Genomic DNA, 17,232 nt, shown 5'->3' with positions numbered 1-17,232 from the left:
GTCCCAAATTTAGCTTATTTTTATCTCTTATTAAAATTTACATCTGAGAATTATTAAACACTTTGTTTTGACAAAATGTCTGTTGATAACTTTTCTCGTTAACAAAAAAATAATAAAAAAATGTAACTTACTAACAATCAGTTTTTAAAAATATTTATATAAAGTCTTTTTTTATATTTACTTTAAGCCTATTTTAAAGACAAATCTCCATAAATGTGGATATATTAGTTAAACAAACAGTGTTTTTAATTTCCTTAAAAAAAACTTAAGTTTACATTTGTAAAAGAGTCTAAATTATTGGTTTTTAGACTATCTTTGCGCATTACATTGTACTAAAGAAATGAGTGGAGAACTTTTATTTATCATAGGCTTTTTGGCCATCGTATTATTAATCCTGGTTATCGATCTTGGATTATTCAGTAAAAAGAGCAAGAACAAAGAAAATAGCAACAAGTCTGTATCGCTAAAACAGGCAATACTGATGAGTATATTTGTTATCTGTGTAGCTCTTGGATTCTATTTTTTCCTGATGCAATTCGGGCACTTCCTGCACAATATAGACAGTATGGAAAGGTTACAGCAAGTTATAGCCAAGCACCACCACCCTGTCAAGATAATTCCCGGTGATCTGGAGACCAGTATAGAGCTTTATGATAAAAACCTGGCCCTGGAATATATTACAGGCTATATTGTAGAGTATGCCTTATCTATCGACAATATTTTTGTTATACTCCTTATATTCGGATCCTTTAAGGTTGCCGAAAAGAATTATCACAAGGTGCTTATATGGGGAATATTGGGTGCTATTATCATGCGTTTCATCTTTATATTCGTAGGAGCGTCTCTTATCAGCCGATTCGAGTGGATTATGTACGTATTTGGAGCATTTCTTGTCTTTACCGGTATCAGAATGTTCTTTAGCAAAGAAGAGGAGCATATAGATACCGAAAAGCATCCGGTGGTCAAGTTTGCCAATAAATACTTTAAAGTCCATAACAAATTCGAAGGAAACAAGTTCTTTGTAGTGGTAGACGGAATCAAAAAAATGACACCTTTGTTTCTGGTATTGTTAATCATAGAGTTCACCGATCTTATTTTTGCAGTGGATTCTATTCCGGCCATTTTTTCGGTAACTAAAGACCCTTATATTGTATTCTTTTCCAACATATTTGCTATTATAGGACTTAGATCTATGTTCTTCCTACTGGCTAACATTGTAGACAAATTCAAGTATTTAAAAACCGGTCTGGCTTTCTTATTGACGTTTATCGGGTTAAAGATGATCTTTCATCATCAACTGGAAGACTGGGGCTTCAAAACAACCCATTCCCTGTTGATTATCTTAGGTATTTTAGGCGTTAGTATTGCGGCATCTTTAATCTCGTCCTCAACAGCCGGAAAACAGGCAAAGATCAATCATTAAAGGTATTTATCTACCGTATTTAAACGTTCATGCTAACATCAGCAATTACTCTGTATTGCTGCAGATATTAGTGTATATCGGATTGTCTCTTATATCACGGGAGATGCTGGCTATACTATGCTTATCTGGTATTTAACAATATAAATTGATACAGGAACACAAAGGTGTCTAAATAAGCTCGTTTAAAGCCTTAAATCCACATCTATATCCGATTATGAAGTTGGAGTAACTAAGATAATTCTGCTCAATATAAACGCAATTACAGCTTATTAAACACTTTGTATCTCCCCCTGTTATGTTTCTCGAAAGTATTAGAACATACACAAGAGATCTATTATTATAGTCATCTGGTATGTCCATCATTTGAAACGAAAACAGCGATTAGCAGAATAAAGTTTAAGAATGTTGTTTATCAGATTGATACTATCTGAAAAATAAGGCAATTTTCTATTGTAAAACGGCTAATTAACAGAAATACATATCTAAAATTTACATTATTAAAAACGCATAACTAATTAATTTACAATGCATTTACACTGATACACTAAAGTTAAAGTTAAGATATTGAATTTTAATAAAGTAAAACGTGAATTCAATAAAAGTATATTGAAAATTAATATTTCGAGAAATTTGAGTGAAAAACCGTTGTTTAGCGGTTAAAACTGTTGATTATTGTAAATTTTAAACCATAAATATATGTAAATCAGATAGTTTAGTTCTATTTACAATTATAAATTTCAATATTTTAAATTTGTTTACATTTGTATTTCACAATTCTAAAATTTGTTTTACATTTGTAATTATGGAAATTTCAGACAGAATTAAAAAAATCATCGATCATTATGGCTATTCTCCATCAGAATTTGCCGACACGATCGAAGTACCTCGTTCCAGCATTTCGCATATCACTTCAGGAAGAAATAAAGCTTCTCTGGATTTCATTGTCAAGATTAAAAACAGATTTCCCGAGATACAATGGGACTGGTTAATCGACGGACAGGGCGATATGACAAAACTGGCTGTTCAGGAACCTGAAGAAATTGATAATTCTGTTGAGGAAATTAATATTCCGGAAGAGGAAGAAGAGTCTTCTTCCCCACTCGATTTATTTACTTTGGCTCCCGATTTTTCTTCTCCAATAATTGAAGTACCGGAAATCCCATCTCCCGGAGAATCGGATATACCGATAAAAGGTACGGAGCAAAGTATTCCAGGCGATTCTCAGCGATTAGGTATTGAAGAAATTTTCGCGCCAATGCAAAGTACTGGAAATCAGGAAAGAGCTATAAAACGAATTGTTTTCTTTTTTGAGGACGGAAAATTTGAAGTTTTTACACCTTAAAATTCTATCTGAGAGAATTGATAAAATCCCAATACAGAGGCTGTCTAAAAATCAAAAGTATTACATTCTGTTATCCTGAGCCTGTCGAAGGATCTTTGTGTATGAAAATGTTTCGACTAAGCTCAACATGACATTTTTAAGGTGGCTCCATTTCCCTATCTTAAAGGGGCGTTGGAAAAAGCTTGTTTTTGCATTCCGATTCCTTTTACTGTAATTTTTTTCCAATGTGGAGGTAATGCATTTTTAGTCTGTATAATTGCTCCGTCCGAACCAAAATCAACTCCTGCAAATCCCATAATCACAGCTTGTAAAGTTCCGCCAGCACCGGTTATAAAATAAGGATTATCACCTTCAGCTGTTTCTGCCAGTACCCTGAACGGAGGCTGAAGATTGGGTTCATAGGACTCTTTAAACCATTTATAGGCTTCTTTCCCGTTTCCTAATCTGCTGTGTAATAATGCAAAAATAGATTTCGTCATGGCTGGTGTTTTTTCTTGCGGAACCTTCTCCTGATAATACAGCAAGTCTTTAAGAATCTGCTCTTTAGAATTGATAATATCCAAAGGATAAGCCAGCAGATTAACATCTGCCTGCTTTATTTTTTGCCCGGTATAGCTATCGTGTTCCCTTGTAACCCCATTTTCCATTTTAAAAAATATCAGGTTATCAGCTATATTTTTCCATGTATTATTCACTGGCAGGTTCAGTATTTTTGCTGCTTTATTAGCATATTCAAAGTTAAGTTTTGCAATAGCATTGGTATAGGCATTATTGTCTACATTCTCCGCCCACTCATCGGCTGCTACGACATTCAGAATATGGTACTTATCACCTTTTTTTTCTATTCTGCTCTCCCAGAATTTTGCCGTTTTCTCCAATATAGGCCATCCTTTTTCTTTCAGCCATTCTACATCTTTTGTAAACATATAATAATGCCATGCTGCAAAAGCTACATCTCCGGTAATGTGGTGCTCATATGTTCCTGTAAGTGCCCATACAGGCGTTTCTTCCTCTCCCGAAACAGCACTTTCCCAAGGATACATGGCTCCTTTGTAGCCATATATTCTGGCATTTTCTTCTGCAGCCTTCAGCCTGTTAAACCTATAATCGACAAGACTTTTAGCTATTTCCGGTTTAAAAAATAACAAGGGTTTGAACATAAATAATTCGGTATCCCAAAAGATATGCCCGTTATATCCAACACCACTCAATCCCACAGGCGATAACGATGTATCACTCCTTTCACGTGAAAAAGAATACAAATGGTACATCATATTATGTACATCCTGTTGTACCTGCGGGTCTCCTTCTATTTGGATATCCCCTTCCCACAGCTTTTCCCATTCTGCTTCATGCTTTGTTTTTATTTTTTCAATCCCCTGTAATCCGGCATATATACTGAGCCGCTCTGCATAATTTAAAGGATCTTTTACCTGAGCAGAAGAAATAAGTGTCCCTATAAGCGAAAAAGTATAAGTCTGAGATGCTTGTAATTCCTGGGAAAAAGCCATTGTATGCTGTTCATTATCTTTCTTATTATATATAATTTTAGGCTGTTCACCATGTTTTTCGGGAAATACAAATGTATTACTGGCTGCCATTATAATACTTCCTGTAGGACTTTTAGCAAGAGATGTCAGAAGCGGAATTTTAGCATGTGGTGGTGTAATTTCCGTGTAAAATTGCTGATTGTCTTTAAATCCCGCAGGCTGTTTTAATAGATTTTCGGCTCTAAAAGTGATATTCTTTTTCGCTTTAATACTTACATTCAGCATCACATTATTGGGAAGGTTACGGATGGCTATATAATTATATGCCACTGTTGCAATATCCTTATAATCAAAACTGCCTGAAAAAGCCGCTTTTTTAATGTCCAGTTTTTGTTTATAATTAGATATATTATTCAGATTTACAAGTGCTCCGTCAATTGTAAGGTTAAGGTCCAGTAAATTGAAACCGGAAAGAAAATTACTGGTTCTTCCACGTCCATACTGATCATAAACTCCGGCCAGGATTGTCTGACTCACTTTCATAGGTTCCGGAGAAGAAACCACACCTATCATTCCGTTGGAGACGCTAATACCGGTGTAACGCTTCGGATCAATATTTCCAGCTTCAATAACCCACGAATTCTGACCGAAAAGAGAACTGAAAAAGCAGAAAAGTAATAAAATTTGTATTCTTATATATATAGTAGAAAAATGATGCATGTTGTTATTGTTCTTTAGTAACAAATATATAAACCTATAATGCCTCTTGCCAGAGAAATTCTTCAAATTGATAAATTTTAAATCAAAATATGCGGCGAAACCATAAATGTAACAGTGCTATTTATATTATTGTTATTCTATTCTATCATGATCACATCTATAAAATGGATACATAAAACATTATCTAACAGTATTTTATAATTATACTTTTTTACTATACAATTTCGACATTATAAAATAATAGTGTTTTTATTATAAATGTTAAAATTTTATAAAAATAATTATGTTAAATTAATTTAATAAATAAATTTTTAACTTTAAAACAAATAAATTAAAATAAATTTTATGGAAAAATTAAAACGATTATCTCGAAATGAATTAAAAGGAGTTATAGGAGGTGTATGTAGTAGTTGGATAAATGTAACTGCTTCTTGCGGTGCTAGCTATGGTTTATGTGCCGATAATTACAAAAATGATTTTGAAAAATTAAACAAAACAGTTAAAGAACTTGACAAAATCAAATGTTAAACTTATTAAAAAGCCGTATAAGTCATATTTATGCGGATCTTTATCATTAATGAATATGAGGTTTTATTATTTACTATTTTTTTTATGTTTTATTCTTATAAAAACACAAACACCAGTTGTTTCTGGAAATTTTAAAATAAATATAGCCCCGTATAAGAAAAAAGTACTGGATCAGAGTATTCAAAATATTTATTATAAACTATTTTTTGTAAAAGATTCTAAAAAAAGTAATAATAAATTAGAAACGCTATGCGTGTTACAAATGAGTAAAAACTTTTCTAAATTTAGTGACTTTAATAAATTAAAAATGGATTCTCTTATGGAAGTGTTGAGCCAGAAAGGGGAAGCTGACGCTAAGGATGTTAATAAAGCTTTAGCCATAAAAGTTCAATGGGATAATTCTTTAATTAAGGATATAAAGAAAGAGAAATATATATACCAAGAAACTATAACTGCTACTTATCAATATGAAGAGGACTTTCCTAAATTTAACTGGGAGTTAGAGAATGAATCTAAAGATATATTGGGTTATAGCTGTAGAAAGGCAACCACTCAATATCGTGGCAGAAAGTACACTGCATGGTACACTACAGATATTCCCATTAATAATGGACCATACGTGTTTCAGGGCTTACCAGGGCTAATTATGGAACTGGAAGACAGTAAAAATCAATATCATTTTACTGTAGTAGCTATGAATAAAAAGGAAAATGAAATATATTTAAGAAATGAAAAAGAAATTTTCCATATTGATAGAGATAAATTTAGAAAAATCCATAAATCATTCAATGATAATCCTAACTTTTTTTTAGATCCTGTATATGATAGTAATGCAAATCCTGTTACATTTAAAAGTAAATCAAGACCATACAATCCCATAGAATTAGAATAATAATTTTGCAAATTTGAAAAATTGTTCTAAATTTGCAACCTGTTAATCAACCTCTGACGATAGACGTGAATGTTGTTTGATGTAATTATTTATTTTTAATTAACAATGGATTTAATTAAGTACGTACAAGACAAGTACATTACAAAAAAAGAATTCCCTGAATTCAAAGCTGGTGATACCATTACTGTGTATTACGAAATTAAGGAAGGTAACAAAACCAGAACTCAGTTCTTTAAAGGTGTTGTTATTCAGTTAAGAGGAACAGGTGCTACTAAAACTTTTACTATCCGTAAAATGAGCGGTGATGTAGGTGTTGAAAGAGTATTCCCTATTAACATGCCTGCACTTCAGAAAATTGAAGTTAACAGAAAAGGTAAAGTTAGAAGAGCTAGAATCTACTACTTCCGTGACCTTAGAGGTAAGAAAGCAAGAATTAAAGATAGAGCTCACGGCGCTAGATAATCTTTGCTTACTACAATATAAAACCTTCTCAATTTTGGGAAGGTTTTTTCTTTGTAAACGGAACCATAATTATTAATAATTAAAATATGAAACAACTTCATACTGCCGGATTAATTACATTAAAAGACAAGAAACTGTTGTTGGCTTTTAGTAAGAATAAACAAGCCTGGTATCTCCCTGGCGGAAAAATAGATGCAGGGGAAAGCCCGGAAGAAGCATTGATTCGTGAAATACATGAGGAACTTAATCTGGTTTTAAACGCAGAAGAGTTAAACTTTTTTACCCATATTTCAGCTCCGGCTTACGGTGAAAACAACTTATTAATGGAACAGGATTGTTTTCTGGTTCATTTGAACAAAACGATACATCCAAGCGCTGAAATCGAGGCTGTTAAATATTTCAGTCTGGAAGAATATAAAAAAGAAAATATTCAGGTCATTGGTGTATTGATGGCCTTCGCAGAACTTGAGAAACAACAGCTCATTTAATAACCTACTCCCTTTAAATAACCACGACAAAGATTAATAAATACATCTAGTATCCTATGTCTTGTGTCTAATGTCTTGTATCTTATTGCTGTAGCATATATTGTAATGGAGTTGCTCCTGTCTGTTTTTTAAAAAAATCGACAAAAGCACTATCCGATGAAAAACTAAGTTCAAAAGCTGTTTCTCCCACAGTTCTACCCTCCGAAAGAAGCTCTATAGCTCTGTGCAGGCGCCATTGTAATCTCCATTCCTGATAAGATAAACCGGTTTCTTTTATAAAAATTCTGCTAATTGTTTTTTCACTAGCTCCTACTTCACCAGATAAAACATTCAGAAATGGCGGCTGAGAGATTCTTAGTATCCATTCTTCCACTTTCTTCTGCAATCTCACATCTTTAGGCATAGAAAAAACTAAAGACTCTTTTGGGGCTGTTTTAAGCTCTTCCCTGAATACAGAGAGAATATTTCTTTGTTCCTTTTCTCCCATGGCCCATGGCCAGAAACAAATTCTTTCTATAATTTCCCTTAGCAACGGATTCACACTTAGCACTTGTATACCTTCCGGAAGATGATTTTCCGTCACATACTGCAACGAAAAATAAACAGACCTGTAGGCTACTACATTGCGAAAAGTAACCCTATGTTCCTCTCCTGCTGGTATCCACAATAATTTGGATGGTGGCAGAATAAGCTGTTTTTCCGGAGTAACAACCGTCATGCAACCCGAGGGAGCATACAACAGCTGTACTTTTTTCTGATGGCTATGAAACCCTGAATCATGCATCACCATATCCGAAGCAATACCTGTTACATTTTCAGGTCTGCCATCCGCATTAAATTCATCATTCTGGTGCAAAAAAGCCATGTCCTTATTTTAATATTTTTAGTTTTTATATCATTATAAAGATAGTAAAATATAGAAGGAAATTTGCAAAAAAAATAATGAAAAAGACAAATGCTCTCTGGATATTGATTTTACTGGTCATGTTTCCTCAGTTTGTAGAAACCATTTACAGTCCTGCATTACCATTAATCGCAAGAGAATTTGGAGTAAGCGAAGAAACAGCAACACTTACCATCAGCTTTTATTTTATTGCCTTTGCTACCGGGGTTATATTCTGGGGCATACAATGTGACCGCATCGGTCGCAGAAAATCTATGCTATTTGGATTACTTACTTATAGTGCAGGAACTATCGCTGCCCTTATCGCTGGAAATTTTGAAATCCTGCTTCTGGCGAGAGTTATTTCTGCCTTTGGTATTGCTGTTGGTTCAGTTGTTACCCAAACGATATTGCGTGATATTTATGACAAAGAACAAATCGGAAAAGCTTTCTCTTTTGTAGGAATAGGACTTTCTATCAGTCCGGTTATCGGGATGCTTACAGGTGCTGTAATCTCTTCTAACCTTGGATATCTGGGTATTTTTGGATTACTATTTATTCTGGCAATTATACTCATCCTTTTGGCACAAAGGAACCTCAAAGAGACTGTTACCCCAAACAAGCATATAAACATTAAATCATCTCTTCACTTACTAAAAGAGATGCTAAACGACCATTACATCTGGAGAAACAGCATTTTAGTAATGGGCTTTAATGTGATGTTGTTTTCCTATTATTCATTAGCACCTTTTATCTTCAAAAAAGAAGGTTTAGTACTACCGATTTTGGTTATAGCGGCTTTATTCTGGCTATAGGAACACTTATAGGTGCTTTAGCAAACAAAAAGCTGATTAAAAAAGGATTTAAATCTGAAGCACTTATCAGAATCGGAGGTATTACCGCTTTTATTGCAGCTATTATTATTGGAGCTTCAGGAGAAAAGATCTGGTTTCTGATTCCATTTTGTTTTATTGTCATGGCATACGGAATAGCTATCCCGAATATATTAAGCACAGCACTATTCAGGTATAAAAGCGAAACAGGATCGGCAGGTGCTGTTTTCGGACTTATCTATTATATTTTAATAGGTCTTGGACTTGTGGTTACCGGCGCTATTCAAAATCTTGGACTCTCACTTACCATTTTTTCCGGGATTGCCTTGGGTGCGATCCTGCTTCTGAAAAAAAATACAGCCACTTTGTAAAGTGGCTGCTGTGTTTATTCTTTTATAAAAGGTAACAATGCTCCTACAAACTGATCAAAAACCTCAATATGCGGGAGATGTCCTACATTATCTAATTCTACCAGTTTTGAACCCGGAATTTTTTCCTGAGTTTTCTTCCCCAGTTCATTATACAATCCCATTTTATCCTGCAATTCTTTTGGTGCGCGGTTTTTTCCTATTGCCGTTCTGTCTCTGGTACCAATAATAAGCAGCGTAGGTCTTTTGATATTCTGAAACTCATAACATACCGGCTGATTATAGATCATATCCGTTGTTAATGCAGCATCCCAGGCTACTTTAGGGTAGTCTTTATGCAATGTCCACCCTGCCAGCATATTCAGCCATGGCTGATATTCTTCTTTCCATTTATTGTCATAATAGAATTTCAGCTGATAATTTCTGTAAGTCTCTACGGTATTCTTCAACTCTCCCTGATATGCTTCATCTATGGTTTCATAACCGGCAAAGGTCTTGTAATCTTCCAATCCTATTGGATTTTCCAATACCAGCTTTTCGACACGTTCCGGATATTGTAAAGTAAACCTTGTTGCTATCATTCCCCCCATAGAGTGGCCAAGGATAATCGCCTTATCTATCTTCAGTTTATCTAAAATAAGTCTGGTATTATAAGCAAGTTGTGAAAAGGAAAACTGATAATCGTGAGGTTTACTGGATTTCCCAAAGCCTATCTGATCCGGCATTATTACTCTGAAACCTTCTTTCAGTAAAACTTCTGCAGTTTTCTTCCAATAGGCAGCATTAAAGTTTTTGCCATGCAACAGCACAATTGTTTTACCGTTAGCTGTTACCGGCTTTACATCCATGTACACCATTTCCAGATTCTGTCCCTGGGATTCAAACTTTATATAATTCTCAGGATATGGATAGTTTACCGTTGTGAGATAAGCATCCAAGGGTTTTAGCTCCTGTGCAGTAACGGATAGGCATAGCATTAAACCTATAGCCATAAAACCAATTCTAATCTTTTTCATAGATATAAAATTATAAAAAATGAAAAAGATAAGTATAAATTATTCTGTAAAATCTAAATCTTTATTGTGGGTTTCCGATATAGTAAGCGTTGAGTAAAATGCCAGACCAAAGACTATAATACCTACAATAGCGGCACTTATAATGACTGAGAAATCTTTTTTGAAAAAATCAAAAGCCAATATCATTACCGGAACCAAACCTCTTACCATATTAGGCACTGTAGTCGTTGCTGTATTTCGGATATTGGTACCAAACTGCTCCGCGGCCAGTGTAACAAACATTGCCCAATAACCTGTTCCAAGTCCTAACCACACACAAAATGCATAATATTTTGTTTCCGTATTTGTATTCCCGAATAACATTATTCCAACCCCTACAATAGTGAAAAGCAGCATATAGAAAATAGCTTTTTTACGAGACTTCAGCATTTGTGAAATAAATCCGCTCATCAAATCTCCGACCGAAATTCCTACATACCCCCACATAATTGCTTTTCCCGGATTAATATCCTTAATCCCTAACTCCGGAGCAAACTGATTGGCCAATACAGCTAAAATCCCTATACAATACCATGTTGGTAATCCTACGGCTATACATTTCAGATATCTTATAAGCCTGTCTTTACTTGTGAAAAAGGATAGAAAATTCCCCTTTGATACAGACTGATGTTTAATATTTTTATAAATCCCCGATTCAGAAACACTAATTCTTAAAAACAAAAGCAGAATTCCTAAACCACCACCAATAATATAAGAGATATTCCATCCCCCAGACAGCTCAACCGTTAACTGAGCAACCACAGCTCCCATTAAACCAAACCCTGCAACTACAGAAGTTCCTATAGCACGTAATTCCTTAGGCAGACTTTCTGATACCAATGTAATTCCGGCTCCCAATTCACCTGCAAGGCCTACACCAGCAATAAAACGCAATAATGCATAGGTGTATACCAGATTTGTCTTAGGAAAATACGGAAGAAAACCACAGGCAATATTAGCCAGTGAATACACCAGGATAGAACCGAACAAAACGGAAAGCCTTCCTTTTTTATCTCCAAAAATTCCCCAGAAAACACCGCCAATTAACAATCCTATCATCTGGCAATTCAGGATAAACGTTCCGTCTGCATCCGGATTCAGTCCCAGATCTTTTAAGCTGAGAATCCTTACAATACCAAAAAGCAATAAATCGTAGATATCGACAAAATAACCTAATGCTGATATGATAACCGGAATAGAAAAGATATATTTCAGCTTAGAAGATAGCGGAAGTTGCTGCATGATTAAATTTTGATAAAAATATAAAAACTATTGATTTGTGAAATAATTATAACAAAAAAAATCCGCAATAAAACACAAATACATAACCTATAACCTAATTCTGCATATATTCAATAAATCCGACACAGCATATTAGCTTAGGTTATTTTATAAAACAGACAAAACAACTAAATACCCCCGAAAAAACACACAGACATAAATTAAAAATATATACAAAACAGTTTTAACCGTTAAAAACATAGGGTACAATTAAAAATAAATGCAATATTTTAATTTTTACCCCTATATTTGACACACCAAATACTTATGAATATGAAAATCGAGAAACGCTGGATCATTTCTTTTGTTATTATCTGTATTATTTCATTAGGCGCATTAGTCGGAAGCAATACAGACCAAATTAATATGCAAAACTTTTTACCGGAGAGCAATATTAACAGTGCAGATACCGCATGGATACTAACCGCATCGGGATTAGTTCTGTTAATGACACCCGGACTTTCTTTCTTTTATGGTGGTATGGTAGGCAGAAAAAATATACTTTCCACTATGCTGCAAAGTTTTATTTCTCTTGGAGTGGTCTCGCTCATCTGGATCGTTGTGGGGTTTTCATTATCTTTTGGCAGCTCTATAGGTTTTGAAATTAATGGTATAAAATATGGTATTATAGGAAACCCTTTTGAGTACTTTTTCTTTGATAGGGTAAGCACTTTGCCACATAAAAGCCTTGCATCCACAATTCCGTTTCTGCTATTTGCGTTATTCCAGATGAAATTTGCCGTTATCACTCCTGCATTGATTACCGGGTCCTTTGCTGAAAGAGTTCGTTTCATTTCATATCTACTATTCATTGTTCTCTTCAGCTTATTCATCTACACACCATTATGTCACATGATCTGGTATCCGGATGGACTATTGAACAAATACTTTGGTGTAAAAGACTTTGCGGGCGGCACTGTTGTCCATATGAGTGCAGGCTTCGCTGCCCTTGCAGGTGCAATGGTTTTAGGAAAAAGAAAAAGACCACATCACGAGCCTTCCAATACTGCTTTTGTATTACTTGGAACAGGTATGTTATGGTTTGGCTGGTTTGGCTTCAATGCCGGATCCGCATTGGCTGCTAATGCCACAGCAGCTTTAGCTTTTGGCACAACAACTATTGCCTCCGCATCTGCAATGATGACCTGGATATTCTTTGACCGCATAAACGGAAGAAAAGTGTCAGTATTAGGAGCTTGTATCGGAGCTGTTGTAGGACTGGTAGCCATAACACCTGCCGCAGGCTTTGTAAGCATCCGTGAAAGCTTATTTATAGGTTTTATTACAGCAATCATCTCCAATACTATGGTAAATTGGAGCAAGCTAAAACAAATTGACGATACACTCGATGTATTTGCATGTCATGGCATTGGCGGAATTATGGGAATGATACTAACCGCTATTTTCGCACATGGCGACAATGCAAGCCTGCTACATGGCGGAATCAGTGTTTTCCTGCATCATATGACAGCTCTGATTCTTGTATCTCTATTTTCATTCTTTGGCTCTTTACTCCTGTATAAAATATCAAATGCTATAATACCACTAAGAGTATCTGAGGAATCAGAAAAAATTGGTCTGGATCTCTCACAGCATGACGAACAACTTTGCTAATTTAAAACATAAAAAAATCTCTCTTTAGCAATCCCAAAAACACTATTAAAATAAAGACACCTAAGCGTAATGCTTAGGTGTCTTTTATAATTTAGATTCTTTGATCCTTGAACTAGGCCAATACCTGTTCTTTTTTACGGGAAGGTAAATTCATCAGCACGATTGCAAAAAGTATAAGTGCAATACCTGCCCATTGAATAAGCAATACCTCTTCACCCAACAGAACAAAAGCCATGGTAACAGAAACAGGAAGCTCCAGAGAAGATACGATACTTCCCAATCCTAATCCTGAATTCGGGAAGCCTATATTAAATAAAATAGGCGGCAAAATGGTTCCGAAAACAGCTAAAAACAGTCCATAAGTCCATAATATAGAATAATCGAACGGACGAATCCCTTCCATATTACTGCTAAAGTGAGTATAAATCCCTTTTAAAGCATCAAAATGCAATGGTCCTATCTGAGAGAAGAACAGGAAAATAAAAACAATAACTGCACCTCCTAACAGCTGTATAAAACTCTTACGAAATGCGGGCAGATATGTTGCGATTGTATTAGATGTAAACATGGTAAGCGTATAAGACGCAGCTGCCATAAGTCCCCAAAAAACACCTCTAACATCCAGCTTTACATCCATATTAATAAGATTGGTTGCCAAGACGGTTCCTACAAGCACAATAATAGTCGCCAATACTTTACGGGCTGTCGGTAATTTCTTATTTATAAAACTCTCTACAACTACACTAAACCACACCGATTGCATTAATAATACAATTGCGATAGAAACATTAATATATTGTACAGAAAGATAATAGAAAAGACTCGTCCCTCCCAGAGAAGTTCCGGCAAGCATTAGTTTTCTTATATCTCCCTTTTTAGGTGCTGGAAGCTCTTTCTTTGACGCTACAGTCTGAATAACATTCAGAATCAGAAGCCCGATAATTCCCCACATAAACTGTGAAGTAGTAACTTCTGCTGTTGTATAACCATCATTATATGCCAGTTTAACAAAAGTTGCCAGCATTCCGTAGATACTCGCTCCTATTCCGACAAATAAAACACCCTTCAGTATATTTTTCTTCTCCATAATTTTTTCGTTACGCGGGCGCAAATTTACGCATTTAGTACCAAAGAAATATCAATATGCTTATTATCATTTTTTATCAATTTGCATTATCACTCACTTTTATGGCAATATCATACAGAAAACAAAAAGATACATCAATTAAAAAACAATTTTCATAAAAAAAATCCATTGTTGTTAAATAAAAAACATTTATATTAGCATAAACAACTAATAACCACCAAATTATATTAATATGAGAAACATTTCTACTGCAGTAGCAATGCTATGGCTCTTAGCATTCTGTTATAGCTGCAGGTCTGCCGACCATTTTATGAGCAATGAACTAAATCCGGAAGCCACACTTCAGAACAACAACCCTCCCAATGTCTTCGAGCTACTACAAATTGGAAGCTCTAATTATGAAAGAACAAGATTAAGGCAAGTCCAGCTAAAATTTGACCACACTACAACAGGCTATTATCTTCCCGCCGACAAAACCCTAAAACTAACGCTGGAAAATACCCTTCCTGCTTCAGACGGTGCTATGCCTAGTGTTGTTATAGGAACCAGAGTAAAAGACGGAAGCAACGTTGTTGAAATCCCTCTTAAAGCCGGAGAAAATATAATCGCCCCTACACAGCACAAAGGTGGTATTATTTATCTTCGTTATGTATCTGAAAAGGGTAATACCACAGGAAAGGTCAAAATAACATTAGATCCCGCCAGTGGCTACATCAACCATCCTTATTATGAACTGGGCGCAACAAATATTACCGACTTCAAAAATCAGGTTGCCCAATCAACCATTCAGGATGTCATGTTCAAATCCAAAGACATTATTGTAGTTGTCAATAAGGATAAAGTAGAGAAATATCTAATGCCGGACGCTTACAAAGGCTATCCTGTTTCTATACCTAACTGGCTGACAGCTTTCGACGGGATACTCGATGCCGAAATTCAGATCAGCGGACTGAGCGCCAACGACCCAAATCCCCTTCACCAACCCATGAGCAATGGGGTGAAATACCTGATGACACAGGTAGGCACCGGATATATGTATGCTACCGACTGGGGAACAGGCTTCAATGGCAATGATGAAGCTGCTATGGATCGCTTGCTTATGGAAAACAACCTCATCAATAACGGCTGGGGAATATCTCATGAAATTGGGCACCAAAACCAACAGGGAGCATACAAACCAACAGAATACACAGAAACCACTGTTAACTTTTATACTTTCGCATCTGTACGCCATTTTCAGGGAAGTAACTGGCAGAAATGGACAGAAAACATCTGGGTAGACAAATTCCATAATGATTGGTTTAAGCGTTCCAGCAGAGACTATTGGAGTGCAGATATCGGAACTGTATACCAAAATGTAAACGAAAGCCGCCTGTTCTTTTTAGAGCAATTAAGAGTTCTTTTTGGAGATGATCTCATTAAGACACTCCACAGAATAACAAGAGAGGAAAAAGAAAGCGGAGGTGATAACGAAGCCCGGAAGTTCTATTTCTTACAAAAAATAGTGCAGATATCTGGTTACGACCTGCGCAATTTATATTCGAAATGGGGACTGGTTTTAGATTCATATTACCAGCAGAAATTAGACAGTATGATTAATAACGGAAACTACCAAACTCCACCTTGCAACGACAATCTTTATCTTGTAACTCCTTTCAGCAAGCCATGTCCGGACCTTACCTTACCTCTGTCACTGAAAGGAATAAACACTTCTTCCCCGCAACCGGATCTTATGCCTGCCAATCAGCTAGCTTCTAAAAATCAATATTGTGATTATAGCACAAAAACAGGAACCTTTACCGATCCTCGTGATGGAAAGTCTTATGCTTATAAAAAATACGGAAACAGTGAATGGTTTATGGAAAACCTTAACTGGGACGGATACGATGGCGTAAATGAAAACACAAGAAATACTATAGGAATAGCCAATCCGAACGATCCTACAGGTGTTATTTATGGAAGATACTACCCAACGAATAAAGCAACTCAGGCACAAGCATGGTGCCCTGCAGGATGGAGCGCTGCAAGCGATGCCAACTGGACTAGTCTTTTCAATGCGATAACTTCTGAATATCAGGTAAGCTCAGCTCTGCTCGGGAGCGTGATGAAGTGCGGTGAAGACAGGGATAATAAAGCCGATGGATTATGGGCTATGGGACGTGGAAAAATCGATAATCCTAAAGCCAATCAGGTAGGATTTAATGCTTTGCCGGCAGGAGTACTCAACTCCGGAACTATGGAATACGATGCTAATGACAATCCGGGAGCCAAAGCCAGCTTCCATATGCCAGAAGGAACATGGTACCATCAGGTACTAACCAATGGCAGCGATTCCTGGACTAAAACGAACAGAAACTCGGTACACAATGCCTCTATAAGATGCGTGAGACCAGCACAATAATTAATAAATTTATTATTTCAACAACGAAACTGCCTGAATTCAGGCGGTTTTTATTTTTAGAATGATATTCTCTTCCATACCGGTATTAAGATAACGTTCCTCCGGAACGCTCAGAGTTTTCGTGATTATACACTCTCTATAGAGATAAAGTCTCTATAGAAACTTTTCTTTATTATAATACATTCTATTTCTTGCATAAATTTCATGATATGAGGAATAAGAAAGATTAGAAAATGCTCTGGAGAGGCCTAATCTGTATAGAAAAGGTGTATCAAAAAGTAAGTATTCCTCTGAGATAATATTTTTATATTTCTACTTATTTACTTTAAACTTTACAAAAATAAAAAACCCACCTCTTTAAGAGG

The 17,232-nt window shown here is 35.6% G+C and carries 15 protein-coding genes; 10 read left to right on the top strand and 5 right to left on the bottom strand.

Annotation, left to right across the window (positions count from 1 at the left end; genetic code table 11):
- Positions 1–340: 340 nt before the first annotated feature.
- Both AYC65_RS05325 and AYC65_RS05320 read left to right on the top strand, forming a co-directional pair.
- Positions 341–1,423 carry a TerC/Alx family metal homeostasis membrane protein gene (locus AYC65_RS05325; protein WP_034870327.1) on the top strand — a complete coding sequence of 361 codons (1,083 nt, stop codon included), beginning with the start codon at positions 341–343 and terminating at the stop codon, positions 1,421–1,423.
- Positions 1,424–2,225: 802 nt separating this feature from the next.
- On the top strand, positions 2,226–2,765 hold the full coding sequence (locus tag AYC65_RS05320) for a helix-turn-helix domain-containing protein (RefSeq protein ID WP_034870326.1): 540 nt from the start codon (positions 2,226–2,228) through the stop codon (positions 2,763–2,765).
- A 155-nt stretch (positions 2,766–2,920) separates the two neighbouring features.
- Here AYC65_RS05320 and AYC65_RS05315 read toward each other — a convergent pair whose 3' ends face one another.
- Positions 2,921–4,975, bottom strand: coding sequence for a glycosyl hydrolase family 95 catalytic domain-containing protein (locus AYC65_RS05315; protein WP_052114720.1), 2,055 nt, complete (start codon positions 4,973–4,975; stop codon positions 2,921–2,923).
- Positions 4,976–5,320: 345 nt separating this feature from the next.
- On the opposite strand from AYC65_RS05315, the gene AYC65_RS05310 reads away from it, so the two are divergent.
- The 4 genes from AYC65_RS05310 (at position 5,321) to AYC65_RS05295 (ending at position 7,345) form a co-directional block, all read left to right on the top strand.
- Positions 5,321–5,503, top strand: coding sequence for a hypothetical protein (locus AYC65_RS05310; RefSeq protein ID WP_021347765.1), 183 nt, complete (start codon positions 5,321–5,323; stop codon positions 5,501–5,503).
- A 55-nt stretch (positions 5,504–5,558) separates the two neighbouring features.
- Entirely contained in the window at positions 5,559–6,395 is an 837-nt protein-coding gene (locus AYC65_RS05305) for a GLPGLI family protein (RefSeq protein WP_157877517.1), read from the top strand.
- Positions 6,396–6,500: 105 nt separating this feature from the next.
- Positions 6,501–6,857, top strand: a complete 357-nt coding sequence (gene rplS, locus AYC65_RS05300; protein WP_009086043.1) for a 50S ribosomal protein L19 — start codon at positions 6,501–6,503, stop codon at positions 6,855–6,857.
- Between the two features lie 86 nt (positions 6,858–6,943).
- Complete coding sequence (locus tag AYC65_RS05295) at positions 6,944–7,345, top strand: NUDIX hydrolase (RefSeq protein ID WP_034870323.1); 402 nt, start codon at positions 6,944–6,946, stop codon at positions 7,343–7,345.
- 82 nt (positions 7,346–7,427) lie between these two features.
- Here the strand turns inward: AYC65_RS05295 and AYC65_RS05290 are convergent, their stop codons facing one another.
- The gene (locus AYC65_RS05290; RefSeq protein ID WP_034870322.1) at positions 7,428–8,210 is read right to left on the bottom strand and encodes an AraC family transcriptional regulator; all 783 of its coding nucleotides are present in this window, start codon (positions 8,208–8,210) and stop codon (positions 7,428–7,430) included.
- A 77-nt stretch (positions 8,211–8,287) separates the two neighbouring features.
- On the opposite strand from AYC65_RS05290, the gene AYC65_RS05285 reads away from it, so the two are divergent.
- Both AYC65_RS05285 and AYC65_RS21230 read left to right on the top strand, forming a co-directional pair.
- Positions 8,288–9,043, top strand: coding sequence for an MFS transporter (locus AYC65_RS05285; RefSeq protein WP_311316672.1), 756 nt, complete (start codon positions 8,288–8,290; stop codon positions 9,041–9,043).
- Positions 9,044–9,204: 161 nt separating this feature from the next.
- On the top strand, positions 9,205–9,432 hold the full coding sequence (locus AYC65_RS21230; protein WP_311316671.1) for a hypothetical protein: 228 nt from the start codon (positions 9,205–9,207) through the stop codon (positions 9,430–9,432).
- A 14-nt stretch (positions 9,433–9,446) separates the two neighbouring features.
- Here AYC65_RS21230 and AYC65_RS05280 read toward each other — a convergent pair whose 3' ends face one another.
- Both AYC65_RS05280 and AYC65_RS05275 read right to left on the bottom strand, forming a co-directional pair.
- A complete protein-coding gene (locus tag AYC65_RS05280; protein ID WP_034870321.1) occupies positions 9,447–10,445 on the bottom strand; it encodes an alpha/beta fold hydrolase in 999 nt (332 codons plus the stop codon).
- A 39-nt stretch (positions 10,446–10,484) separates the two neighbouring features.
- Positions 10,485–11,726, bottom strand: a complete 1,242-nt coding sequence (locus AYC65_RS05275; protein WP_034870320.1) for an MFS transporter — start codon at positions 11,724–11,726, stop codon at positions 10,485–10,487.
- Positions 11,727–12,038: 312 nt separating this feature from the next.
- Between AYC65_RS05275 and AYC65_RS05270 the strand changes: the two genes are divergently transcribed.
- The gene (locus AYC65_RS05270) at positions 12,039–13,379 is read left to right on the top strand and encodes an ammonium transporter (protein ID WP_034870390.1); all 1,341 of its coding nucleotides are present in this window, start codon (positions 12,039–12,041) and stop codon (positions 13,377–13,379) included.
- Positions 13,380–13,491: 112 nt separating this feature from the next.
- On the opposite strand, the gene AYC65_RS05265 is transcribed toward AYC65_RS05270, so the two are convergent.
- Complete coding sequence (locus AYC65_RS05265) at positions 13,492–14,466, bottom strand: EamA family transporter (RefSeq protein WP_034870319.1); 975 nt, start codon at positions 14,464–14,466, stop codon at positions 13,492–13,494.
- 232 nt (positions 14,467–14,698) lie between these two features.
- Here AYC65_RS05265 and AYC65_RS05260 point away from each other — a divergent pair, with 232 nt between their 5' ends.
- Entirely contained in the window at positions 14,699–16,867 is a 2,169-nt protein-coding gene (locus AYC65_RS05260) for a M60 family metallopeptidase (protein ID WP_034870318.1), read from the top strand.
- Positions 16,868–17,232: the final 365 nt, after the last annotated feature.

Source organism: Elizabethkingia bruuniana (assembly GCF_002024805.1).
GTDB lineage: Bacteria > Bacteroidota > Bacteroidia > Flavobacteriales > Weeksellaceae > Elizabethkingia > Elizabethkingia bruuniana.
Note: the sequence above shows the minus strand (reverse complement) of the source record. Positions and strands in the feature narration are given on the sequence as shown.